This is a genomic window from Pseudonocardia sp. CA-142604 (genome assembly GCF_050948475.1).
Classification (GTDB): Bacteria; Actinomycetota; Actinomycetes; order Mycobacteriales; family Pseudonocardiaceae; genus Pseudonocardia; species Pseudonocardia alaniniphila.
This window is the reverse complement of the sequence record NZ_CP192045.1, coordinates 5565118-5588569: the sequence shown is the minus strand read 5'-3', so window position 1 is coordinate 5588569 and position 23452 is coordinate 5565118. Positions and strand designations below refer to the sequence as shown.

21 protein-coding genes are annotated in these 23452 nt (G+C 72.6%); 19 read left to right on the top strand and 2 right to left on the bottom strand.

All coding sequences use genetic code 11. The features are described from left to right. Positions 1-284 precede the first annotated feature (284 nt). The 10 genes from pyrR (at position 285) to coaBC (ending at position 11302) form a co-directional block, all read left to right on the top strand. On the top strand, positions 285-869 hold the full coding sequence (pyrR, locus tag ACQPZQ_RS25290; protein WP_344727959.1) for a bifunctional pyr operon transcriptional regulator/uracil phosphoribosyltransferase PyrR: 585 nt from the start codon (positions 285-287) through the stop codon (positions 867-869). Continuing rightward, positions 866-1810 (top strand): aspartate carbamoyltransferase catalytic subunit, encoded by a 945-nt coding sequence (locus tag ACQPZQ_RS25285; protein ID WP_433284616.1) that lies wholly within the window; start codon positions 866-868, stop codon positions 1808-1810. The genes pyrR and ACQPZQ_RS25285 overlap by 4 nt, the downstream gene beginning before the upstream one ends. Positions 1811-1833: 23 nt before the next feature. Further along, complete coding sequence (locus ACQPZQ_RS25280; RefSeq protein ID WP_433284614.1) at positions 1834-3126, top strand: dihydroorotase; 1293 nt, start codon at positions 1834-1836, stop codon at positions 3124-3126. After that, complete coding sequence (gene carA, locus ACQPZQ_RS25275) at positions 3123-4298, top strand: glutamine-hydrolyzing carbamoyl-phosphate synthase small subunit (RefSeq protein WP_433284612.1); 1176 nt, start codon at positions 3123-3125, stop codon at positions 4296-4298. Before ACQPZQ_RS25280 ends, carA begins: the two co-directional genes overlap by 4 nt. Further along, entirely contained in the window at positions 4298-7585 is a 3288-nt protein-coding gene (gene carB / locus ACQPZQ_RS25270; RefSeq protein WP_433284610.1) for a carbamoyl-phosphate synthase large subunit, read from the top strand. The genes carA and carB overlap by 1 nt, the downstream gene beginning before the upstream one ends. Before the next feature lie 34 nt (positions 7586-7619). Next, positions 7620-8447 carry an orotidine-5'-phosphate decarboxylase gene (gene pyrF, locus ACQPZQ_RS25265; RefSeq protein ID WP_433284608.1) on the top strand — a complete coding sequence of 276 codons (828 nt, stop codon included), beginning with the start codon at positions 7620-7622 and terminating at the stop codon, positions 8445-8447. Between the two features lie 331 nt (positions 8448-8778). Next, positions 8779-9093, top strand: a complete 315-nt coding sequence (gene mihF, locus ACQPZQ_RS25260; protein WP_094928871.1) for an integration host factor, actinobacterial type — start codon at positions 8779-8781, stop codon at positions 9091-9093. After that, entirely contained in the window at positions 8990-9775 is a 786-nt protein-coding gene (gmk, locus tag ACQPZQ_RS25255) for a guanylate kinase (RefSeq protein WP_433284606.1), read from the top strand. The genes mihF and gmk overlap by 104 nt, the downstream gene beginning before the upstream one ends. A 2-nt stretch (positions 9776-9777) precedes the next feature. Next, positions 9778-10053 (top strand): DNA-directed RNA polymerase subunit omega, encoded by a 276-nt coding sequence (gene rpoZ, locus ACQPZQ_RS25250; RefSeq protein WP_241039136.1) that lies wholly within the window; start codon positions 9778-9780, stop codon positions 10051-10053. Between the two features lie 28 nt (positions 10054-10081). Continuing rightward, on the top strand, positions 10082-11302 hold the full coding sequence (gene coaBC / locus ACQPZQ_RS25245) for a bifunctional phosphopantothenoylcysteine decarboxylase/phosphopantothenate--cysteine ligase CoaBC (protein WP_433284604.1): 1221 nt from the start codon (positions 10082-10084) through the stop codon (positions 11300-11302). An 18-nt stretch (positions 11303-11320) separates the two neighbouring features. Here the strand turns inward: coaBC and ACQPZQ_RS25240 are convergent, their stop codons facing one another. Beyond that, the gene (locus ACQPZQ_RS25240; RefSeq protein WP_433284602.1) at positions 11321-11710 is read right to left on the bottom strand and encodes a hypothetical protein; all 390 of its coding nucleotides are present in this window, start codon (positions 11708-11710) and stop codon (positions 11321-11323) included. A 268-nt stretch (positions 11711-11978) separates the two neighbouring features. Here ACQPZQ_RS25240 and metK point away from each other — a divergent pair, with 268 nt between their 5' ends. From metK to ACQPZQ_RS25215, 5 genes are all read left to right on the top strand, one after another. Next, positions 11979-13181 carry a methionine adenosyltransferase gene (metK, locus tag ACQPZQ_RS25235; RefSeq protein ID WP_433284600.1) on the top strand — a complete coding sequence of 401 codons (1203 nt, stop codon included), beginning with the start codon at positions 11979-11981 and terminating at the stop codon, positions 13179-13181. A 346-nt stretch (positions 13182-13527) separates the two neighbouring features. Continuing rightward, positions 13528-16179, top strand: a complete 2652-nt coding sequence (locus ACQPZQ_RS25230) for a hypothetical protein (RefSeq protein WP_433284598.1) — start codon at positions 13528-13530, stop codon at positions 16177-16179. Positions 16180-16303: 124 nt separating this feature from the next. After that, positions 16304-16852, top strand: a complete 549-nt coding sequence (def, locus tag ACQPZQ_RS25225) for a peptide deformylase (RefSeq protein WP_433284596.1) — start codon at positions 16304-16306, stop codon at positions 16850-16852. A gap of 5 nt (positions 16853-16857) precedes the next feature. Beyond that, positions 16858-17793, top strand: coding sequence for a methionyl-tRNA formyltransferase (gene fmt, locus ACQPZQ_RS25220; protein WP_433284594.1), 936 nt, complete (start codon positions 16858-16860; stop codon positions 17791-17793). A gap of 157 nt (positions 17794-17950) precedes the next feature. Beyond that, positions 17951-19402, top strand: a complete 1452-nt coding sequence (locus ACQPZQ_RS25215; RefSeq protein ID WP_433284592.1) for an RsmB/NOP family class I SAM-dependent RNA methyltransferase — start codon at positions 17951-17953, stop codon at positions 19400-19402. Between the two features lie 7 nt (positions 19403-19409). Here ACQPZQ_RS25215 and ACQPZQ_RS25210 read toward each other — a convergent pair whose 3' ends face one another. Then, positions 19410-19820, bottom strand: coding sequence for a hypothetical protein (locus ACQPZQ_RS25210; RefSeq protein ID WP_433284590.1), 411 nt, complete (start codon positions 19818-19820; stop codon positions 19410-19412). Positions 19821-19965: 145 nt separating this feature from the next. Between ACQPZQ_RS25210 and rpe the strand changes: the two genes are divergently transcribed. The 4 genes from rpe to ribH all read left to right on the top strand — a co-directional run bounded on the left by rpe (position 19966) and on the right by ribH (position 23298). After that, on the top strand, positions 19966-20661 hold the full coding sequence (gene rpe, locus ACQPZQ_RS25205; RefSeq protein WP_433284589.1) for a ribulose-phosphate 3-epimerase: 696 nt from the start codon (positions 19966-19968) through the stop codon (positions 20659-20661). A 99-nt stretch (positions 20662-20760) separates the two neighbouring features. Further along, positions 20761-21417, top strand: a complete 657-nt coding sequence (locus tag ACQPZQ_RS25200; protein WP_433284588.1) for a riboflavin synthase — start codon at positions 20761-20763, stop codon at positions 21415-21417. A 38-nt stretch (positions 21418-21455) separates the two neighbouring features. Further along, on the top strand, positions 21456-22799 hold the full coding sequence (locus tag ACQPZQ_RS25195) for a bifunctional 3,4-dihydroxy-2-butanone-4-phosphate synthase/GTP cyclohydrolase II (RefSeq protein WP_433284586.1): 1344 nt from the start codon (positions 21456-21458) through the stop codon (positions 22797-22799). A 16-nt stretch (positions 22800-22815) separates the two neighbouring features. Next, entirely contained in the window at positions 22816-23298 is a 483-nt protein-coding gene (gene ribH, locus ACQPZQ_RS25190; protein WP_433284584.1) for a 6,7-dimethyl-8-ribityllumazine synthase, read from the top strand. Positions 23299-23452 lie beyond the last annotated feature (154 nt).

Genomic DNA, 23452 nt, shown 5'->3' with positions numbered 1-23452 from the left:
CCTCCCGGGGCCGTAGAGCGTGAGGACCACTCGAACGGCTGATCGAGGGTCCCCCGCCAGGCGTTACTCCGCGCTGGCTGCGTCGCTGCCTTCTCCCATGGTGACAGTTCACTGCACCGGCGGCGGCCGGTTCAGGGTGATGTCGCCAGTGGCGGATCCCACGCGGTGTGACGCTCATGATGCCGGGATGCGTTGCGGGGGTTCCCGGCGGGGCTCGCTGGTAGCGTTTCGATCGACCGGATTTCCTTTAAGACCCGTCCGGTGAGGCGGGGAAGGAGCGACTCGTGGCGGACGACCGCCGCGGGGACCCGGCTGGTGCGAGCGCTCCCTCCAGGGAGCTGCTGAGCGCTGCCGACGTCACCCGCACGATCGCGCGTATCGCGCATCAGATCATCGAGAAGACCGCGGGTGCCGAGGGCGTCGTGCTCATCGGCATCCCCACCCGCGGCACCGTGCTGGCCCGCAGGCTCGCCGACAAGATCGCCGAGTTCGAGGGCAGCGCCCCGCCCGTCGGCTCTGTCGACCCCACGCTCTATCGCGACGATCTGCGCAGGCGGCCGGCGCGTGCGCTGGAGGACACCGCCGTGCCCGACGGCGGCCTGGACGACGCCCTCGTGGTGCTCGTCGACGACGTACTGATGTCCGGACGCACCGTGCGGGCAGCGCTCGACGCGCTGTCCGACCACGGCCGTCCGCGCGCGGTACAGCTCGCGGTGCTGGTCGACCGGGGTCACCGGGAACTGCCGATCCGTGCCGACTATGTGGGGAAGAACGTGCCGACCGCTCGTGATGAGCAGATCCTTGTATTACTGGACGAGGTCGACGGCAGCGACGGCGTCCGCCTGCGTCGCACGGAGCAGGACGTATGAAGCACCTGCTGTCCGTCACCGATCTGGACGCCGCCGCGGCCACCGGCCTGCTCGACACCGCCGACCGGCTCCGGCAGGCGTTGCTGGGCCGCGAGGTGCGCAAGCTGCCGACGCTGCGCGGGCGCACGGTGATCACGATGTTCTACGAGGATTCCACGCGCACCCGCGTCTCGTTCGAGATCGCCGGGAAGTGGATGAGCGCCGACACCGTCAACGTGAGTGCCCGCGGCTCGTCGGTGTCGAAGGGGGAGTCGCTGCGCGACACCTCGCTCACCCTCTCGGCTATGGGTGCCGACTGCGTGATCGTCCGCCATCCCGCGTCCGGTGCTGCCCACCGGCTCGCGGGCTGGATCGACCGAGACCGGGAGACCACGGGCACACACACCTCGGTCGTCAACGCCGGTGACGGCACGCACGAGCACCCCACGCAGGCGCTGCTGGACGCGGCCACCCTGCGGGACCGGCTCGGCGGGATCGCCGGGCGCCGCATCGGCATCGTCGGGGACGTGCTCCACAGCCGTGTCGCGCGGTCGAACGTCCAGCTGCTGGCCACGCTGGGCGCCGAGGTGGTGCTCGTGGCGCCGCCCACACTGCTGCCCACCGGCGTCGGCGAATGGCCGTGCCGTGTCGGCACGGAGCTGGACGCGGAGCTCCCCGCGCTGGACGCGGTGATGATGCTGCGGGTGCAGGCCGAGCGGATGCACGGCGCGTTCTTCCCGTCCGCCCGCGAGTACGCGATCGGCTACGGCCTCTCTGCCGAGCGCGCCGCGCTGCTGCCCGAACATGCCGTGGTACTGCACCCGGGCCCGATGGTGCGCGGGATGGAGATCGCGCCGAGCGTTGCCGACAGCCCCAGCGCGGCGATCCTCGCGCAGGTGGCCAACGGCGTGCACGTCCGGATGGCCGTGCTGTACCACCTCTTGGCCGGAGCCCCGGAATGACGGCCCGCGGATGGAAGGAACACGTGAGCGACCTGCTGATCACCGGAGCCCGGCCCTACGGCGAGGACGCCGTCGACCTGCTCGTGCGCGACGGAGTCGTCACGGAGATGGGCCGCGACCTCGACGCGCCCGACGGCGTCGAGGTTCTCGACGCGGGCGGGAACGTCCTGCTCCCCGGGTTCGTCGACCTGCACACCCACCTGCGGGAACCCGGCGGTGAGGAGTCGGAGGACATCGCCACCGGGTCGGCTGCCGCCGCTCTCGGCGGCTACACCGCCGTCTTCGCGATGCCCAACACCGACCCGGTGGCCGACACGGCCGTGGTGGTCGAGCATGTGCGGCGCCGCGGCGAGGAGGTCGGGCTGGCCGACGTGCACCCGGTCGGCGCGGTCACGGTGGGGCTCGAGGGCGTCAAGATGGCCGAGCTCGGCACGATGGCCCGCTCGCGGGCCAGGGTGAAGATGTTCAGCGACGACGGCCGCTGCGTGCACGACCCGCTGATCATGCGCCGTGCGCTCGAGTACGCCTCCGCGCTCGACGTCGTCATCGCCCAGCACGCCGAGGACCACCGGCTCACGGGGGGCGCGCAGGCGCACGAGGGCGTGGTCGCGTCCCGGCTCGGGCTGGCAGGCTGGCCCGCCACCGCCGAGGAGACGATCGTCGCGCGTGACTGTGCGCTGGCCCGTGAGGCGGGCGCCGCGCTGCACGTGTGCCACGTGTCGTCGGCGCGCACGATCGACGTGCTGCGGGCCGCGAAGGCGGCGGGTGTGCGGGTGAGCGCCGAGGTCACCCCGCACCATCTGCTGCTCACCGATGCCACGCTCAGCAGCTACGACCCCGTGAACAAGGTCAACCCGCCGCTGCGCACCGGGGCCGACACCAAGGCGATGCGCGAGGCGCTGGCCGACGGCGCCATCGACGTCGTCGCCACCGACCACGCCCCGCACGCGGCCCAGTACAAGGACACGGAGTGGGAGGCGGCCCGGCCGGGCATGCTCGGCCTGCAGACCGCGCTGTCGGTGGTGGTTCACACGATGCTCGAGCCCGGGTTGCTGGACTGGCGCGGAGTCGCCCGGGTCCTGTCGGAACGGCCCGCGGAGATCGCCGGGCTGCCCGACCAGGGCCGTCCGATCGCCGTGGGCGAGCCCGCGAACTTCGCGCTCGTCGATCCCGACGAAGTCTGGACGGTGCGGGGCGCGAAGCTCGCGAGCCGGTCGTCCAACACACCGTACGAGGGCATGCGGTTACCGGCCACCGTCGCGGCCACTGTGCTGCGCGGCCGGATCACCACGAGGCAGGGGGAGGTGCAGGCATGACGGCGGTACTCGTGCTGGAGGACGGCCGGATCTTCCGCGGTGAGGCCTACGGGGCCACCGGACAGGGGCTCGGCGAGGCCGTGTTCACCACCGGGATGACCGGCTACCAGGAGACGCTGACCGACCCCTCCTACCACCGGCAGATCGTGGTGCAGACGGCTCCGCAGATCGGCAACACCGGCTGGAACGACGAGGACGACGAGTCGGCGCAGATCCAGGTGGCGGGCTACGTCGTGCGTGACCCGAGCCGCACGCCGTCGAGCTGGCGCTCCCGCCGGTCCGTCGACGACGCGCTCGCGGAGCAGGGGGTCGTCGGCGTGGCGGGCATCGACACCCGCGCGCTGGTCAGGCATCTGCGTGAGCGCGGGGCCATGCGGGCCGGGGTGTTCTCCGGCGATGCGCTGGCCCCTGCCGACGAGCTGGTCGGCCGCGTGCTCGCGAGCCCGCCGATGGTCGGCGCCGACCTCTACGGCGCCGTCACCACACCGGAGCCCTACGTCGTGGCTCCGACCGGCCCGCCCCGCCTGCGGGTGGCCGCGCTCGACGTCGGGATCAAGTCCAACACACCGCGGATGCTCGCCGCGCGCGGCATCGAGGTGCACGTACTGCCGGCGAACACGTCGATCGAAGCGATCGAGGCGCTGACCCCCGACGGGTTCTTCCTGTCCAACGGGCCGGGCGACCCCGCCACGGCGGACGGGCCGGTGGCGCTCACCCAGCAGGTTCTGGAGCGCCGGATCCCGCTCTTCGGGATCTGCTTCGGCAACCAGATCCTCGCCCGCGCGCTCGGCCGCGGCACCTACAAGCTGCGCTACGGCCACCGCGGCATCAACATCCCGGTCGTCGAACACGCCACCGGCCGCGTGGCGATCACCTCTCAGAACCACGGGTTCGCCGTGCAGGGCGAGGCGGGGGAACGGTTCGACACCCCGTTCGGGCCTGCCGAGATCACCCATACCTGCCCGAACGACGGCTGCGTCGAGGGCCTGCGGGCACTCGAGGTGCCCGCGTTCAGCGTGCAGTACCACCCGGAGGCCGCAGCCGGCCCGCACGACGCCGCCGACCTGTTCGACCGGTTCGTTGAGCTGATGGACGCAGGCGCGGCCTCCGGCCGGCACCGGCTGCGCATCGAGACGAGCCCTGCCGACCTTCCACAGGGGGAAGACGCCTGATGCCCAAGCGCGACGACATCCGGCACGTGATGGTGATCGGCTCCGGGCCGATCGTCATCGGCCAGGCGTGCGAGTTCGACTACTCCGGCACGCAGGCCTGCCGCGTGCTGCAGGCCGAGGGCGTGCGCGTCTCGCTCGTCAACTCCAACCCGGCCACGATCATGACCGACCCCGAGTTCGCCGACGCCACCTACATCGAGCCGATCACGCCGGAGTTCGTGGAGCAGGTCATCGCCGCCGAGCGCCCGGACGCGATCCTGGCCACGCTGGGCGGTCAGACCGCACTGAACACGGCGGTCGCACTCCACGAGCGCGGTGTGCTGGAGCGCTACGACGTCGAGCTGATCGGCGCCGACATCGACGCCATCCAGCGCGGCGAGGACCGGCTGAAGTTCAAGGAGATCGTGCAGTCGGTCGGGGGAGACGTCCCCCGGTCGTCGGTCTGCCACTCGATGGACGAGGTACGGGCCGCGGCCGCGGAGCTGGGCCTCCCGGTCGTCATCCGGCCGTCGTTCACGATGGGCGGGCTCGGGTCCGGCATGGCGCACTCCGCCGAGGACCTGGAGCGGCTCGCAGGCGCGGGACTCGCGGCGTCTCCGGTGACGGAGGTGCTGATCGAGGAGTCGGTGCTCGGGTGGAAGGAGTACGAGCTCGAGCTCATGCGCGACCACCACGACAACGTGGTCGTCGTCTGCTCGATCGAGAACCTCGACCCGATGGGCGTGCACACCGGCGACTCGATCACCGTCGCGCCCGCCATGACCCTCACCGACCGCGAGTACCAGCACATGCGGGACGTGGGCATCGCCGTGCTGCGGGCGGTCGGCGTCGACACCGGTGGGTGCAACATCCAGTTCGCGGTCAACCCCGCCACCGGGCGCCTGGTCGTGATCGAGATGAACCCGCGTGTCTCGCGTTCGTCGGCACTCGCGTCCAAGGCCACCGGTTTCCCGATCGCGAAGATCGCGGCGAAGCTCGCGATCGGCTACACCCTCGACGAGATCCGCAACGACATCACCGGCGAGACCCCCGCCGCGTTCGAGCCGACCCTCGACTACGTGGTGGTGAAGATCCCGCGGTTCGCGTTCGAGAAGTTCCCGGGCGCCGACCCCGAGCTCACCACCACCATGAAGAGCGTCGGCGAGGCGATGGCACTCGGCCGCTCGTTCCCCGAGGCGCTGGGCAAGGCGCTGCGCTCGATGGAGACGTCGGCCGCCGGGTTCTGGACCACGGCCGACCCGGACACCGAGCCTGACGTCCACACCGCGCTCGACGGGCGCATCTACGCCGTCGAGCGGGCCCTGCGCGGCGGGGCGAGCGTGGCCGAGGTGGCGGAGCGCTCTGGCATCGATCCCTGGTTCGTCGACCAGATCGCCGCGCTCACCGAGCTGCGCGGGGACATCATCGGCGCTCCCGTGCTCGACGAGCCGCTGCTGCGCCGGGCGAAGCGCGCCGGGATCTCGGACCGCCAGCTCGCCGCATTGCGCCCGGAGTTCGCGGGGGAGGACGGGGTGCGCACGCTGCGCCACAGCCTCGGGATCCGTCCGGTCTACAAGACGGTGGACACCTGCGCGGCCGAGTTCGCCGCGCGCACCCCGTACCACTACAGCGCCTACGAGACCGACCCCGCCGCGGAGTCGGAGATCGCGCCTCAGACCGAGAAGCCGAAGGTGCTGATCCTCGGATCCGGGCCGAACCGGATCGGCCAGGGCATCGAGTTCGACTACTCCTGCGTGCACGCGGTGATGGCGCTGCGGGAGGCCGGGTTCGAGACCGTGATGGTCAACTGCAACCCGGAGACCGTCTCCACCGACTACGACACGGCCGACCGGCTCTACTTCGAGCCGCTCACGTTCGAGGACGTGCTCGAGGTCGTCCACGCCGAGCAGAAGAGCGGCACCGTCGCGGGCGTCCTGGTGCAGCTGGGCGGCCAGACGCCGCTCGGGCTCGCCCAGCGGCTCACGGCGGCGGGCGTGCCCGTCGTCGGCACGTCGGCCGCGGCCATCGACCTGGCGGAGGACCGCGGGGCGTTCGGCGAGGTCCTGCGCAACGCGGGCCTCCCGGCGCCTGCCTTCGGCATGGCCACCTCCTTCGACGAGGCGCGCGAGATCGCCGAGCGGATCGGCTACCCGGTGCTCGTCCGGCCCTCGTACGTGCTGGGCGGACGCGGGATGGAGATCGTCTACGACGACGAGACGCTCGCCGCGTACATCTCCCGGGCCACCGAGATCAGCCCCGAACGTCCGGTCCTCGTCGACCGATTCCTCGACGACGCGGTCGAGATCGACGTCGACGCGCTGTGCGACGGCACCGAGGTCTTCCTCGGCGGCGTGATGGAGCACATCGAGGAGGCGGGCATCCACTCCGGCGACTCCTCCTGCGCCCTGCCGCCCATCACCCTGGGCCGCTCGGTGCTGGAGCAGGTGCGCCGCTCCACCGAGGCGATCGCGCACGGCGTGGGCGTGCGCGGGCTGCTGAACGTCCAGTACGCGCTGCACGGCGAGACCTTGTACGTGCTGGAGGCCAACCCGCGCGCGTCGCGCACCGTGCCGTTCGTGTCCAAGGCGACGGCCGTGCCGCTGGCCAAGGCCGCGGCGCGGATCATGCTCGGCGCGTCGATCGCCCAGCTCCGCGAGGAGGGGCTGCTCCCCGCCGAGGGCGACGGCGGCGAGTTGCCGCCCGATGCCCCGATCGCCGTCAAGGAGGCGGTGCTCCCGTTCCACCGCTTCCGCACCCGCGACGGCGAGGGCGTCGACTCGCTGCTCGGCCCGGAGATGAAGTCGACCGGCGAGGTGATGGGCTTCGACGCCGCCTTCGGTCCGGCGTTCGCCAAGTCGCAGGCCGCGGCCTACGGCTCGTTGCCGACCTCCGGCCGGGTGTTCGTCTCCATCGCCGACCGGGACAAGCGCGCCATGGTGTTCCCGGCGTTGCGGCTCGCGGCCCTCGGGTTCGAGCTACTGGCCACGGAAGGTACGGCCGACATCCTGCGCCGGAACGGGGTGGCCACCACCGTGGTGCGCAAGCACTTCGAGGGCGGGGAGACGATCATCGACAGGGTCCTCGCCGGCGAGGTCGACATGATCATCAACACCCCGTACGGCAACTCCGGCCCGCGGGTGGACGGCTACGAGATCCGCGCGGCCGCCGTGTCGCGCGGCGTCCCGTGCATCACCACCGTGCAGGGTGCAGCGGCCGCGGTGCAGGGGATCGAGGCGATGATCGGCGGCACGATCGGGGTGCGGTCGCTGCAGGACGCACATGCGGCCCTGCGGAAGGCGCGCTCATGACAGCCGACGTGCTCCTTCCCACGGAGGCGGAGTCATGACCGTCCAGAACGGCGCCAGATTCGGCGAACGGCTTGCCAAGGCTGTTTCCCGGTACGGCACGTTGTGCGTCGGGATCGACCCGCACCCGGGGCTCCTGGCCGAGTGGGGCCTCACCGACGACCCGGACGGGCTGGACCGGTTCGCGATGTCGTGCGTGGAGGCGCTCGCCGGGCACGTTGCCGTGGTCAAGCCCCAGTCGGCGTTCTTCGAGCGGCACGGTTCAGCCGGGATCGTGGTTCTGGAACGCGTGCTGATGGCGCTCGCGGAGAGCCCGACCCTCACGTTGCTCGACGCCAAACGCGGGGACATCGGTTCGACGATGGACGGGTACGCGGACGCTTACCTGACCATCGGTGCCCCGCTGGCCGCCGACGCCCTCACGCTCTCGCCCTACCTCGGTTTCGGCTCGCTCGCCCCGGCGCTCGACGCGGCTGTCGACGCCGGGCGGGGCGCGTTCGTGCTGGCCCGGACGTCCAACCCGGAGGGCGAGGAGGTGCAGCTCGCGGAACGGGCTGGTCGCAGCGTCGCCCAGGCCGTGGTGGACGCCGCAGGCGCGCGCAACGCCGAGGTCTCGCCGCTCGGCGACGTCGGCGTGGTGATCGGGGCCACGCACGACCACGGCCTCGACCTGTCACGGCTGAACGGCGCGGTGCTCGCACCCGGGCTCGGCGCGCAGGGGGCCGGTCCGGCAGACATCAGGGCCCGATTCGCCGCCGTGAGCGGGATCGTGCTGCCCGCGGCGGCCCGATCGGTGTTGTCGGCAGGGCCGGACCCCCTCGACGTACGCGCGGCAGCTGAGCGGTTGCGCGACGATCTGACGTGAGCGAGTGGGTTCCGGACAAAACGGACGCGTTCCGCCGAGATCACTTCACAAGCCAAGGGCGTTAGTTGCAGTTGACAGCATCTACGGTATTTCGACACCCGTCAGGGGGACGGTATCCACCGTGCGGTGAACGGGCGGGTCGTATACCCGTTCCCGCCCTTTCACGTGGTATCGGTGAGATGTGTGTCAGCCGAAAGAACCTCCAGGTGGCACCCCCCGTTTCCCCTTCCGTGGTAGGCGTGAGTACGTTCGGTGATAGCCGCGGCACGCCCGCGACGGTGGTGAGGATGCGCCCTGATTCCAGGCCGCACGAGGAAAGACGGAGGAGACCGTGGCCCTTCCCCAGCTGACCGAGGAACAGCGCGCAGCAGCCTTGGAGAAGGCGGCTGCGGCGCGCCGGGCCCGGGCCGAGCTGAAGGACCGGCTCAAGCGCGGGGGAACCACCCTTGGGGAGGTTCTCAAGCAGTCCGACACTGATGAGGTGCTGGGCAAGATGAAGGTCTCGGCGTTGCTCGAGGCCATGCCAGGCGTCGGCAAGGTCCGTGCCGCTCAGATCATGGAGCGGCTCGAGATTGCGCCGTCGCGTCGTCTGCGGGGTCTCGGCGACCGGCAGCGCAAAGCGCTGCTGGCCGACTTCGAGTCCTGAGCGAGCTTGCGAGCTCAGGATCAGTAGCCGCACGGGCCCGCACGGGCGGAGGGGCCGGCTGGTAGTTCTGGCCGGTCCCTCCGGCGTCGGCAAGAGCAGCGTGGTCACACGGCTGCGCGCACAGCTACCCGCGCTGTACTTCAGTGTTTCCGCCACCACCAGAGACCCACGCGCCGGTGAGATCGACGGCGTGCACTACCGCTTCGTCGGGCCGTCGGGCTTCGACGATCTGATCGAGCGCGGAGAGCTGCTCGAATGGGCCGAGATCCACGGCGGCCTTCAGCGCTCCGGCACCCCTCGCGAGCCCGTCGAGCAGGCGCTCGCCGCCGGACGCCCGGTGCTCGTCGAAGTCGACCTGCAAGGCGCACGGGCCATCAAGGCCGCCCTTCCTGAAGCCATCACGGTCTTCCTGGAGCCGCCCTCGTTCGAGGAATTGGCCCGGCGTCTGCGCGGGCGTGGCACCGAGTCGCAGCAGCAGTTCGAGCGTAGGCTCGAAACCGCGCGCGAGGAGATGGCCGCCCGCCGCGAGTTCGACGTGGTCGTGGTCAACGACGAGTTGAAGGACGTTGCGGCGCAGTTGGTAGAATTGTTGGTCGGCCCGTCTCATGTCGACCCGTCGCTCGCTCGACCCGTCCGTGACCCGGTCCCGACGCCCGACCACACCCAGGAGTCTTCTTCGTGAGCATGCCGCTGACCGCCGCCGTAGCCGGTGCCACCCCCGAGGGCATCACCAACCCGCCCATCGACGACCTGCTCGGCCAGGTCAGCTCCAAGTACGCGCTGGTGATCTACGCAGCCAAGCGCGCCCGTCAGATCAACGACTACTACTCGCAGCTGGGCGAGGGCCTGCTCGAGTACGTCGGCCCGCTCGTGGAGCCGGGCCCGCGCGAGAAGCCCCTCTCGATCGCCATGCGCGAGATCCAGGCCGGGCTGCTCGAGCACACCGAGGGCGAGCAGTAACCCTCGATCTCCTGTCGCGAGGTCGGACATGAACTCCCTGACTCCGCCCCGGGTGTTGCTCGGGGTGGCCGGCGGTATCGCGGCTTACAAGAGCGCCGAACTGCTGCGCCGGCTCACCGAGACCGGCCATTCGGTGCGGGTGCTCCCCACCGCCTCGGCGCTGGAGTTCGTCGGCGCCGCCACGTTCGAGGCGCTCTCGGGGCAGCCGGTGCACACGGGCGTGTTCACCGACGTGCCATCGGTGCCGCACGTGAAGCTCGGCCAGGAGGCCGACCTCGTGGTGGTGGCTCCGGCCACGGCCGACCTCATGGCCCGTGCCGCCGCAGGCCGCGCTGACGACCTGCTCACGGCCTCGCTGCTCACTGCCCGGTGCCCGGTGTTGTTCGCCCCGGCCATGCACACCGAGATGTGGGAGCACCCGGCCACACGGGCCAACGTCGAGCTGCTGCGCTCCCGCGGCGTCGTCGTCCTGGAGCCCGCGTCGGGCCGCCTGACCGGGAAGGACTCCGGCGCGGGACGGTTGCCCGATCCTGCCGAGATCGCCGAGTTCGCCCGCCTGCTCCTCGAGCGTGGCGACGCGCTGCCCCGCGACCTGGTCGGGCGTCGCGTCGTCGTGTCCGCAGGGGGCACCCGCGAGGCGCTCGACCCCGTGCGCTTCCTCGGCAACCGGTCCTCGGGCCGGCAGGGCTACGCGCTCGCCCGGGTGGCGGCGCAGCGCGGAGCGGCCGTCACGCTCGTGGCGGCACACACCGCCGATCTCGGTGATCCCGCCGGCGTCGACGTCGTCCGCGTGGGATCTGCGCTGGAGCTTCGCGACGCCATGCGCGCGGCGGCCAAGGGCGCCGACGCCGTGGTGATGAACGCGGCGGTGGCCGACTTCCGGCCCAGCGCCCTTGCCGGCCACAAGATCAAGAAGGACGGGAACGAGCCACCGCCCCTCGTGCTCACCCTCAATCCCGACATCCTCATCGAGCTCGTGGGCGCGCGTGAGCCCGGCCAGATCGTGGTCGGCTTCGCCGCCGAGACCGGTGACGCCACCGGGGACGCCTTGCACCACGGCCGGGCCAAGCTCGCCCGCAAGGGCTGTGACCTGCTCGTCGTCAACGCGGTGGGCGACGGCAAGGCCTTCGAGGTGGCCGATAACTCCGGGTGGCTGCTGGGTGCCGACGGCAGCGAGAGCGAGCTGGCGGCGGGCTCCAAGGCGCTGCTGGCCTCCCACCTCTGGGACGCGGTGGCGGCCCGCCTCTGACCCGGGGCGCGGCAGGCGTCAGCCGCGGACCTCGGTCTGCGGCCTGGGGTCCGGCGTGAGAGCCACGTCCTGGTCCGGGGTCTTCGGCAGGGGATCGGCCACAGTGGTCTCGGCTGTGGAGACGTACTGCAATGCGGCCCATCCACCCAGGTCCGTCAGCTCGACGTACCCGCCGCGCGTCGCGCCGAGCCGCGTCTCCGAGCGAGCCCGGCACAGCGCGACGACCGGCGCGGCGGCGTCCGGCTCGGCGCGGACGTTGAGGTTCTCGACGCACGTACCGGGCGCGGCCGCTGTGGCCGTTCCGGCGACCAGTCCCATGAGGCCGGCGACCCCCATCGCCACCACGGCGCCGACCGCCGCCGTCCGGCGCCCCGGCCGGTACTCGAATGTGGTGGGGGCCTTCATCATCGCGTTCCTCCCCAAAGTGGGCATGCGCTGCGGCGGTCGTCCACCGCTCCCAACGAGGAGTCGCGGAATCGATCCGGTCGGGGGACCGGATTCACCGGAAAGAGTGATCGCGCCGAAATATCGGCGATGCGACCACCGGGTGTCGGAGGGCGAGTCGAGGGCCACACCTCACAGGTCGCGCGCATCGGTCGACTAGGCTCGACGGTCGGAGATCACCTGAGCAGCGGTCGCGGAAGTGGCGATCGAGCGATAACGGACGGAGTACGGCGTGGCGAACGCAGGCCGGCGGTTGTTCACCAGCGAGTCGGTGACCGAGGGGCACCCGGACAAGATGTGCGACGCCATCAGCGACACGGTGCTCGACGCGCTCCTCGCTCAGGACCCCCGCAGCCGTGTGGCCGTGGAGACGCTCGTCACCACGGGCCAGGTGCACGTGGCCGGAGAGGTCACCACCAGCGCCTACGCCGACATCCCCACGCTGGTGCGGGAGAAGGTCCTCGAGATCGGCTACGACTCGTCGGCGAAGGGCTTCGACGGAGCGTCCTGCGGGGTGAACGTGGCGATCGGCGCGCAGTCGGCCGACATCGCCCAGGGCGTCGACACCGCCTACGAGAGCCGCGTCGAGGCGAGCGAGGACGAGATCGCCCGCCAGGGTGCCGGCGACCAGGGCCTCATGTTCGGCTACGCCAACACCGACACCCCGGAGCTGCTGCCGCTCCCGATCGCGCTCGCCCACCGGCTGGCCCGCCGGCTCACCGACGTCCGCAAGTCCGGCGTGCTGCCGTACCTGCGTCCCGACGGCAAGACCCAGGTCACCATCGAGTACGACGGCGACAAGGCCGTCCGCCTCGACACGGTCGTGGTATCGAGCCAGCACGCCGCCGACATCGACCTCGACGGCATGCTCTCCCCCGACATCCGCGAGTACGTCGTGGACCCGGAGATCCGGGAGCTCGGGCTCGATGTCGGGGACCTGCGCCTGCTGGTCAACCCGACCGGACGGTTCGTCGTCGGCGGCCCGATGGGTGACGCGGGCCTGACCGGCCGCAAGATCATCGTCGACACCTACGGCGGGTTCGCCCGTCACGGCGGCGGCGCCTTCTCCGGCAAGGACCCGTCGAAGGTCGACCGGTCCGCCGCGTACGCCATGCGCTGGGTCGCCAAGAACGCGGTGGCCGCGGGCCTCGCCGAGCGCATCGAGGTCCAGGTGGCGTACGCCATCGGGAAGGCGGCCCCCGTCGGCCTCTTCGTCGAGACCTTCGGCACCGAGCACGTCGACCCGCAGAAGATCCAGTCGGCGATCACCGAGGTGTTCGACCTGCGCCCGGCCGCGATCATCCGCGACCTCGACCTGCTGCGCCCGATCTACGCGCAGACGGCGGCGTACGGCCACTTCGGCCGCACCGACGTGGACCTGCCGTGGGAGAGCACCGCGCGTGCCGACGCGCTGAAGGCCGCGGCGGGCGCCTGACGCGGGGCCTGCAGCCGCTCATTTCGTTCGTCGCCGGTCCTGTGGACGGGCGGTCCGCCCGGGCCGCCTGTCCGCCGGGACTGTCGGATGCCGTCGTCACGATGGCGCCATGCACATGACACAGCGCCCGCGGGTGCTTGCCGCTCTTCACCCCGCCGGACTCGTGGTCGTCCCGGCGGCGGCCACGGGGGAGGAGGCGCCTGCCCGGCCTTCCGGCGGCGTGGGCACCGGCCCCGCGGCACCTGGGGTTTCCGGTTCCGAGCAGGTTGCCGACGCGGGGAGCGGTCTGTCGCGGGCCGGCCCGATGGCGTCTGGTAGACCGGTCGGCCGGCAGCGAGGAGGTTCCGTGGCTCGACCCGCCCGCAACCGCGGTGAGTGGCGCCCGGCCGCTCACCTGCCGGTGGCGCGCGTCGCGGTCGACGTCGCGCTCGCCCACCTGGACCGCCCGTTCGACTATTGCGTACCCGAGCATCTCGACGCGGTCGCTGTGCCGGGGGTGCGGCTTCGAGTGCGTTTCGCCGGGCGCCTGGTCGACGGCTTCCTGCTGGAGCGGGTGGCCGAGTCCGCCCACACCGGCAAGCTCGCCTGGGTGGAGAAGGTGGTCTCACCCGAGCCCGTGCTCAGCCCGGAGGTGGCCGCGCTCTGCCGCACGGTCGCCGACCGGTACGCGGGGGTGTTCGCCGACGTGCTGCGCCTCGCCGTGCCGCCCCGCCACGCCCGGGTGGAGAGCGAAGCACCCAAGGAGCGCGCGGAGCCGACCACCGAGCCGGTAGACGAACTCCGTGGTGAGCCTGCGCCGCAGCCGGCGGATTCCGCCGTCCCGGCTGTCGCGGAGCTCGCTCGGCGGCCCGGGAGCGATTCCGTAGCGGTCAATGCCGTTTCCGAACGCGATCCCACCGGCGGGCCCGCGGATTCCGCAGGCGCAACCGCGCATCGGCCGGCCGGCGAGTCCGACCGCCCCGGGGGTGGTGGTCCTGCGGCCGACTCCGGTGACGGGCCCGGGGAGCGGCCTGCAGATCCCGCCGATCTTCCGGTCCCCGAGCACCCGCAGCGGCCTGGAGCCGGGCCTGTGGGTCCGGCCGGTGGAGAGCGTGCCGACCGGCCCGGTGGCGAGCCGGCGGAGGGGGGCGGCGCGGGGTCCGCAGACCAGTCCGCGGGAGAGCGTGCCGATCAGCCTGGTGGCGAGCCGGCGGCGCGGAGCGGAGCGGGGTCCTCCGTAGACCAGTCCGGTGGAGAGCGTGCCGACCGGCCCGGTGGCGAGCCGGCGGCGCGGAGCGGAGCGGAGTCCGCAGACCAGTCCGGGGGTGGTTCCACGCCGCGACCCGGCGTCGTACCCGACGCGTGGCGGCGCTACCAGCGCGGGCCCGCCCTGCTCGACGCGCTCGCCGGTGGCCGGGCCGCCCACGCCGTCTGGCAGGCACTGCCCGGGGAGTGCTGGCCCGAGCGGCTCGCCGAGGTCGCCGCGGCCACGGTCGCCGCTGGGCGCGGGGCCGTGCTCGTGGTGCCCGACCAGCGCGACGTCGCGGCGCTCCACGACGCCTGCGCCGCGCGGCTCGGTGCCGGTGAGGTGGTCGCGCTCACCGCCGAGCTGGGTCCCGCGGAGCGGTATCGCCGGTGGCTCGCGGTGCGCCGCGGACAGGTCCGGGTCGTCGTGGGCACGCGGTCGGCGGCGTTCGCCCCGGTGGAGCGGCTCGGCCTGCTCGCCGTCTGGGACGACGGCGACGATCTGCACGCCGAACCCCGGGCTCCCTACCCGCATGTCCGCGACGTGCTCGTGCTGCGGGCCCACAGCGCGGGGGCGGCGCTGCTGGTGGGGGGCTTCGCCCGCACCGCGGAGGCCCACCTGCTCGTCGAGTCCGGGTGGGCCCGCGAGGTCGTCGCCGATCGGGCCACCGTCCGCGCCGCCATGCCCCGGATCACCGCGCTCGAGGAGACCGCGGGCCAGTTCGCCCGCGACCCCGACTCGCGTGCCGCCCGGCTGCCCCACATCGCGTTCGAGGCGGCCCGCTCGGCGCTCGGTTCCGGGCTGCCGGTGCTCGTCCAGGTCCCGCGGGCGGGGTATCTGCCCTGGCTTGCGTGCGGCGCCTGCCGGGAGACCGCCCGCTGCCGGCATTGCGCGGGCCCGCTCGGCCTCGTCCACCAGGGCGGACGTGCTGCGGCCGGAGATGACGCGCGCCCCACCGGTGTGGGACGCGCAGGCCCCTCGGACGCCGCGTCGGCCGGGCTTCCGCACTGCCGCTGGTGCGGCCGGGCCGACAGCGCCTTCCGCTGCCCGGCCTGCGGGTCACGGCGGCTGCGGGCCGGGGTCGTCGGGTCCGGGCGCACGGCCGAAGAGCTCGGGCGGGCGTTCCCCGGCATCACCGTTCGCTTGTCCGGCGGGGGTGCACCGGTGCACACCGAGGTGGCCGCCCGGCCGGAGCTCGTGGTCGCCACCCCCGGTGCCGAGCCGCGCGCCCCAGGGGGCTACGGCGCCGCGCTGCTGCTCGACGGGTGGGCGCTGCTGTCGCGGCCCGACCTCCGCGTGGCCGAGGAGACGCTCCGGCGCTGGATGGCCGCCGCGGCGCTCGTCGTCCCACATACCCGTGGCGGTCGGGTGGTCGTCATGGCCGACGCCGCGATTCCGGTGGTGCAGGCCCTGGTGCGCTGGGACCCCGCGGGCCACGCGGCGGCCGAGTACGCGTCGCGTGCCGAGGTCGGGTTCCCGCCCGCGATGCGGATGGCGGCTGTGGAGGGCAGCGCGGCGGCCGTCGCGGACGTCCTGGCGGAGCTGCCGAAGGCGGTCGAGGTGCTCGGTCCGGTCGAGGTCGACCCGATCGGCCCGGGCGCGGGCGGCCCCGGCGACGAGCCGCCCGAGATCCGCGAGCGTGCGCTGCTGCGCGTGCCACGCGCCGAGGGCCGGGCCATGGCCGCGGCCCTGCATGCCGCGCAGGCGGCGCGCACCGCTCGCAAGGTGCCCGATCCGGTGCGGGTGCGCCTGGATCCCGTCGAGATCGGCTGACCGCCTTCGGTGGCGGTCGGTCCGGTCGGGGCACCGATGCCCGCGTGGCAGAATTGAGGGCTGCGCCTGCCCGCTCCGTTCGTCTGCCCGCCGTTCGTTTCTCGCTGTAGCTGCAAGGAGATCTGTGTCCGTCCAGCCGATCAGGCTCTTCGGCGATCCCGTACTGCGCACCCCGGCCGTCGAGGTCACCACCTTCGACGCCGAGCTGCGCAAACTGGTCGCCGACCTCACCGACACGATGCACGACGAGGGTGGCGCGGGCCTGGCGGCGCCGCAGCTGGGCGTCGGCCTCCGGGTGTTCACCTACGACTGCGACGACTTCGCCGGGCACCTGATCAACCCGACCTTCGACGTCGTGGGCGACGAGGAGCAGATGGGGCCGGAAGGGTGCCTGTCGATCCCCGGGCTGCGCTGGGACTGTCGCCGGCACCTGCACGTGGTGGCCCACGGCTGGAACGAGCACGGTGAGCCGGTCACGGTCGAGGGGAGTGAGCGGCTCGCCCGCTGCATCCAGCACGAGACCGATCATCTCGACGGCGTGCTGTTCGTCGACCGGCTCGACGCCGAGACCCGCAAGCAGGCCATGGCCGAGATCCGGGCCGCCGAGTGGTTCGGCGCCCCCGTGCCGCGCGTCGAGGTCAGCCCGCATCCCCTCTTCGGCAAGGCCAGGTAGCTCCCGTGAAGCTCGTGTTCGCCGGCACCCCGGAACCCGCGGTGCCGTCCCTACGGGCGCTGCTCGAGTCGACGCGGCACGAGGTGGCCGCGGTGGTCACCCGTCCCGATGCGCCCGCCGGTCGGGGCCGCAAGCTCCTGCGGTCGCCGGTGGGAGCTCTCGCCGACGAGGCCGGCATCCCCGTGCTCACTCCCCGCCGGCCCTCGGAGCCCGATTTCCTCGCTCAGCTCAGCGAGCTCGCGCCGGACTGCTGCCCGGTCGTCGCCTACGGGGCTCTCGTACCTCGTGCCGCGCTGGACATCCCGTGCAGCGGCTGGGTCAACCTCCACTTCTCGCTCCTCCCGGCCTGGCGCGGTGCCGCACCGGTGCAGGCGGCGGTGCGCCACGGCGACGAGGTCACCGGCGCCACCACGTTCCTGCTCGAGGAGGGACTCGACACCGGGCCGACGTTCGGCGTGGTCACCGAGACCGTGCGCCCGGCCGACACCGCGGGTGACCTGCTGGGCAGGTTGGCCACCTCCGGAGCGGCGCTGCTGCTCGCCACCATGGACGGCATCGCCGACGGCACCCTGCGCCCGCAGCCTCAGCCCACAGACGGCGTGTCGCACGCACCGAAGGTGACCACCGCCGACGCCCGCGTCGAGTGGGTGCTGCCGCCACTGGCGGTCGACCGCCTGATCAGGTCGGTCACCCCGGAACCCGGTGCGTGGAGCACGTTCCGCGGCGACCGGCTCGGGCTCGGGCCGGTCGCACCCGTGACGGACGGCGCGACACCCGTCCTCAAACCGGGAGAGCTGCACGTGGAGAAACGCCGGGTTCTGGTCGGCACGGCCACGGCGCCCCTGCAGCTGGGTGAGGTGCTCCCGGTCGGTAAGCGCGCGATGCCGGCGCCGGACTGGGCACGCGGGGCACGGATCGAGCCGGGGGAGCTGCTGACATGACCCCACGGCCCCGACCTTCCGATCTACCGATCCGCGGTGACGCCCGCGCTTCCCTCGCGGGGATCACTGCGCGGCGGGCTGGCCGCGGTCGCGGGCGGTTCACCGCGGAGCGGTCGTCGTCCGTGCGTGTCGGCGTCGCCCCGCGCAGGTGGGCGGCGTGAGCGCCCCCGGACGGCGGCCCCGCAGGCGGCCCGGACCCGAGCCGGGCGGCACCCATCGTCAGGCCGGACCACCGCGGGGGCGCGTGGGGCCACCGCGTCCGCCGGAACCGGATCCCTCGCGCCTGGCCGCGCTCGAACTGCTCACCGCGGTGCGCGTGCGCAATGCCTACGCCAACCTCGCACTCCCGGCGATCCTGCGGCGCCACCGGTTGCGCGACCGGGAGGCGGCGCTCGCCACCGAGCTCGGCTACGGCACGCTGCGGGCCTGCGGCCTGCTCGACGCGGTGATCGAGGCCTGCACGGACCGGCCGCTGATCCGCGTGGAGCCCGCGCTGCTCGACGCCCTCCGGCTCGGGGCCTACCAGCTTCTGCGTACCCGGATCCCGGCCCATGCGGCCGTGGACACCACCGTGGAGCTCGTGCGCGGTGACGCGGGGAGCCGGGCAGCGGGCTTCGTCAACGCGATCCTGCGCAAGGTGGGAGAGCGTGACGAGCAGGCGTGGGTGGAGCGCCTGGCTCCACCGGCCGACGAGGACCCGGTGGGCCATGCGGCGATGGCGCACGCCCATCCCCGGTGGATCGCCCAGGCGTTCGCCGACGCGCTGCGTGCCCCCGAGGAGCTGGACGCCGCCCTCGCCGCCGACGACGCCCGGCCCGCGGTGCACCTGCTGGCACGGCCGGGCGAGATCACCGCGGAGGAGCTGGCCCTCGTGACGGGCGGTGAGGTGGCGCCGTACTCCCCGTACGGGGTGCACCTCGAGCCGGGCACCGGCGACATCGGCGAGCTCGACGCCGTGAACGAGGGTCTCGCTCTGGTACAGGACGAGGGCAGCCAGCTGGTGGCCCTCGCCCTCACACGGGCCGAGCTCACCGGCGACGACACGGGCCAGTGGCTGGACCTGTGTGCCGGACCCGGTGGAAAGACCGCGCTTCTCGGCGGTATCGCCGCACTGGAAGGCGCGACCGTGGACGCCGTGGAGGTGAGCACCCACCGGGCCGATCTGGTGCGCCGGGCCACCGATGGTCTCCCGGTCGCCGTGCACACCGCGGACGGACGCGAGGCACCGCTGCCCGATGCCGCCTACGACCGCGTGCTGGTGGACGCGCCGTGCACCGGGCTCGGAGCGCTGCGGCGGCGTCCCGAGGCGCGCTGGCGGCGCCAGCCGGAGGACGTGTCCGGGCTGACGAAGCTCCAGCGCGAGCTGCTGACGGCGGCGTTGCGCCATGTGCGGCCCGGCGGAGTGGTGGCCTATGTGACGTGCTCCCCGCACCTCGCCGAGACGCTGGGCGTGGTGACGGGCGTGCTGCGCAAGCATCCGAAGGTGGAACAGCTCGACGCCAGGCAGTACCTGCCCGGCGTGCCCGACCTCGGCGAAGGCCCCACCGTGCAGCTCTGGCCGCATCGGCACGGAACCGACGCCATGTTCCTCACGCTGCTGCGTGCGTGAACCGGGTTCAGCGGGCTTTGCCGCCCTTGGCGGCGGCAGCCCGGTCGAGTGCCCAGTCGACCGCCAGGTCCAGGTAGTCGACCACCACGTCCTCTTCGCTCGCTCCGGCGTCGACCTCCACGCGCACGTCCCGCGTGCGGCGGCCTTCGCCGAGGAGCCTTCCGTGGGGATCCGGCAGGTCGCCCCCGTGCTCGAAGCCGACGTTGACCCCACCGTCGCGGGGGAAGAGCGCGCACACGTAGCCGGCGCGCGGATGGTGGAAGGCGAGCCCGTGCCATCCGGAATTGACGCGCTCGCGTAGGTCGGGATGGGCGGCGCGCACCACGGCGCGGAGCCGGTGGACGAGCGCCGCGACAGCAGGCGGCTCGCCGACGAGCAGCTCCTCGAGCTGCTCGTCGATCGACACGGGTGCTGGCATGGAGACAGTGAAGCGTGTGGCACCGACAGTTCCGGCAGCGGTATCGGGAGCGCCGGAACTACCGCCGACCGCGTACCAGGAGCTGCCGCCGGCCGGTCGGGCGGTGGACCGGGCCGCCCACCGCCCGACGCGTAACCTTCCGCGCGTGCATCCGTTCATCGCCCCGAGCATCCTCGCGGCAGACTTCGCGCGGCTCGCTGACGAGGCCGCAGCTGTGGCCGGCAAGCCCGATCGCGGTGCCGACTGGCTGCACGTTGACGTGATGGACGCCCACTTCGTGCCCAATCTCACAATCGGGCTGCCGGTCGTGGAAGCGCTGCTCCGCTCCACGGACATTCCGCTGGACTGCCACCTGATGATCGAGGATCCCGACCGTTGGGCGGTGGGCTACGCCGAGGCGGGCGCGCACAATGTGACTGTGCACGTCGAGGCGGCGCACGACCCGGTGGCCCTCGCTGCGGATCTGCGAGCGGCCGGGGCGCGGGCCGGTCTCTCGATCAAGCCGGGCACGCCGCTGGAGCCGTACGTGGAGACGTTGCGGCACTACGACACCCTCCTCGTGATGAGCGTGGAGCCCGGGTTCGGCGGGCAGAGCTTCATGCCGGAAGTGCTCGACAAGGTGCGGGCGGCGCGCCGGATGGTGGACACCGGCCACCTCACCCTGCTGGTGGAGATCGACGGCGGCATCAACGAGTCGACGATCGAGGCGGCTGCCGAGGCGGGGGTGGATTGTTTCGTGGCCGGCTCGGCGGTGTACGGCGCCGAGGACCCGGCGCGGGCGGTGGAGGCGTTGCGCGAGCAGGTGGTGCGGGCGTCGGCGCACCGGGGGTGGACGTCCTGAACGGGCGTTGCTCACGGCGAGGATGATCGCGCGGGTAAGGATCAGCGGCGGCTCGCGTTGTAGACGTTGCAGCTGCGGCGGCGGAAGGGGAGCTCCCAGATGTTCACCGGGATCGTCGAGGAGATCGGCGAGGTGGTCGGTGTGCGCGAGAGTGCCGAGGTGGTGGTGCTCACCGTGCGCGGCCGGACCGTCACCTCGGACGCCCGGCACGGTGACTCGATCGCTGTGAACGGCGTGTGTCTCACGGTGGTGGATCCGGACGGGAGCATCGACGGCACGTTCACCGTGGAGCTCGTGCCCGAGACGCTGAAACGCACGAGCCTCTCGGCAGTGGCGACGGGGGCACGGGTGAACCTGGAGCGCGCCATGCCCGCGACGGGCCGGCTCGGCGGTCACATCGTGCAGGGCCACGTCGACGGGGTGGCGACGCTGCTTTCCCGTACCCCCGGCGAGCGCAGCGACGAGCTGCGGTTCAGCCTTCCGCCGGAGCTGGCGCGGTACGTGGTGGAGAAGGGCTCCATCGCTGTGGACGGTGTGTCGCTGACCGTGGCGGGTGTGACGTCCGACAGCTTCGTGGTGGCGCTGATTCCTACGACCTTGTCACACACCACACTCGGTTTGCGGGAGGCGGGGGATACCGTGAACCTGGAGGCTGATGTCATCGCGAAGTATGTGGAACGGCTCGCTGCCGGGTACGTCGGTGGTGACCGCCCCGCTGGCGCGGTGACCGTCGGCGAGGAGGCCAGAGCCCAGTGAGCGGGGCAGAAATAGGTGGTCCGGTGAACGGTGGGTCGATGGACGGACAGGAATCCGTGGAGGAGGCGGCACCCGGCACCGCGGGTGACGCCGCGAACTCGGCCGGGACGCCGCTGAGCGGCTTCGAGGCGATCGAGCGGGCAGTGGCCGACCTGCGTGCGGGTAAGCCCGTGGTCGTGGTCGACGACGAGGACCGCGAGAACGAGGGCGACCTGATCTTCGCGGCCGAGATGGCCACGCCCGAGCTCGTGTCGTTCATGGTGCGCTACACCTCCGGCTACATCTGCGTGGCACTCACCGAGCAGGAGTGCGACCGCCTCGACCTGCCTCCGATGCACCACTCCAACGGCGACAACTTCCGCACCGCGTTCACGGTGACGGTGGACGCCAAGGCCGGGATCACCACCGGGATCTCGGCCACCGACCGGGCTCACACCATCCGGCTGCTGGCCGACCCCGCCGCGGGCCCCGCCGACCTCGTGCGCCCTGGCCACGTACTGCCGCTGCGGGCCCGTGAGGGCGGCGTGCTGCGCCGGGCCGGGCACACCGAGGCGGCCGTGGACCTCGCTCGGCTCGCCGGGCTCTCCCCGGCGGGCGCACTGTGCGAGATCGTGTCGCAGAAGAACGAGGGCGACATGGCGCGCGGCGACGAGCTGCGCGTGTTCGCCGAGGACCACGACCTCACGCTGATCACGATCTGCGACCTGATCGCCTACCGCCGCCGCTTCGAGAAGCACGTGGTGCGCGTGGCGCAGGCTCGCATCCCCACCGCGCACGGCGACTTCATCGCTTACGGCTACGACTCGCTGCTCGACGGCATCGAGCACATCGCGATGGTGCGCGGCGACGTCGGCACGCCGGAGAGCAGTGGCGAGGACGTGCTGGTGCGGGTGCACTCCGAGTGCCTCACCGGCGACGTGCTGGGCTCGATGCGCTGCGACTGCGGCCCGCAGCTCGACGCGGCGCTGGCCGCCGTGGCCGAGGAGGGCCGGGGCGTGGTGCTCTACATGCGCGGGCACGAGGGCCGGGGGATCGGTCTGCTCCACAAGCTGCAGGCCTACCAGCTGCAGGAGGCCGGAGCCGACACCGTGGACGCCAACCTGGCGCTCGGCCTGCCGGCCGACGCGCGGGACTACGGCATCGGCGCGCAGATCCTGGCCGACCTCGGCATCAAGTCGATGCGGCTGCTCACCAACAACCCCGACAAGCGCGCTGGGCTCGAGGGCTACGGCCTCACCATCATCGGCCGCGTGCCGTTGCCGGTGCGGGCGAGCCGTGAGAACCTGCGCTACCTGCGCACGAAGCGTGACCGGATGGGCCACGACCTGCCCGGTCTCGACGAGGTGGCCCCGCCCGTGACGGCTGACGGGACAGGCACGTGAACGAGGTGGACACGAGATGAGCGGCGAGGGACGGCCGTCCCACCAGGAGATCCCGGACGCCTCGCGGCTGCGGTTGGCCGTGGCCGCGACCACGTGGCACGCCGACATCGTGGACACGCTCCTGGAACGCGCGCTGGAGATCGCGCAGAAGGCCGGCGTGGAGAGCCCGACGGTGGTGCGGGTGCCGGGCACCGTGGAGTTGCCCGTGGTCTGCCAGGAGCTCGCCACCAACCATGACGCGGTGGTGGCGCTCGGAGCGGTGATCCGTGGCGGCACCCCGCACTTCGAGTACGTCTGCGACGCCGTGACCGCCGGGCTCACGCGTGTGGCGCTGGACGAGCGCACCCCCGTGGGCAACGGCGTGCTCACCTGCGACACCAGGGCCCAGGCGGTGGACCGCTCCGGTGCTCCCGGTTCGGTCGAGGACAAGGGCGCTGAGGCGTGCCTCGCCGCGTTGCACACCGCGGTGACGCTGGGTGAGCTACGAGGCCGGCGATGACCGAGCCCGGCCGCACACCGGCGCCCGCAGCCCCATCGGCTGCGGCCTCCGGCGCTGCGGCCCGCCGCGAGCCCGAAGAGGCTGCGGCGACCACGGCACCCGACACGACTGCGGCGGCCACGGAGCGGGACGCCGACGGGTCGGCCCGCGACTC

Bases quoted from the DNA above. Each gene is read 5' to 3' on its own strand.
- ACQPZQ_RS25285 (WP_433284616.1), top strand. From the start codon at position 866: ATGAAGCACCTGCTGTCCGTCACCGATCTGGACGCCGCCGCGGCCACC.
- rpoZ (WP_241039136.1), top strand. From the start codon at position 9,778: ATGCCGCTGACCGCCGCCGTAGCCGGTGCCACCCCCGAGGGCATCACC.
- ACQPZQ_RS25210 (WP_433284590.1), bottom strand. From the start codon at position 19,820: ATGCCAGCACCCGTGTCGATCGACGAGCAGCTCGAGGAGCTGCTCGTC.
- carB (WP_433284610.1), top strand. From the start codon at position 4,298: ATGCCCAAGCGCGACGACATCCGGCACGTGATGGTGATCGGCTCCGGG.
- coaBC (WP_433284604.1), top strand. From the start codon at position 10,082: ATGAACTCCCTGACTCCGCCCCGGGTGTTGCTCGGGGTGGCCGGCGGT.
- pyrF (WP_433284608.1), top strand. From the start codon at position 7,620: ATGACCGTCCAGAACGGCGCCAGATTCGGCGAACGGCTTGCCAAGGCT.
- ACQPZQ_RS25195 (WP_433284586.1), top strand. From the start codon at position 21,456: ATGGACGGACAGGAATCCGTGGAGGAGGCGGCACCCGGCACCGCGGGT.
- carA (WP_433284612.1), top strand. From the start codon at position 3,123: ATGACGGCGGTACTCGTGCTGGAGGACGGCCGGATCTTCCGCGGTGAG.
- ACQPZQ_RS25200 (WP_433284588.1), top strand. From the start codon at position 20,761: ATGTTCACCGGGATCGTCGAGGAGATCGGCGAGGTGGTCGGTGTGCGC.
- ACQPZQ_RS25240 (WP_433284602.1), bottom strand. From the start codon at position 11,710: ATGATGAAGGCCCCCACCACATTCGAGTACCGGCCGGGGCGCCGGACG.
- ribH (WP_433284584.1), top strand. From the start codon at position 22,816: ATGAGCGGCGAGGGACGGCCGTCCCACCAGGAGATCCCGGACGCCTCG.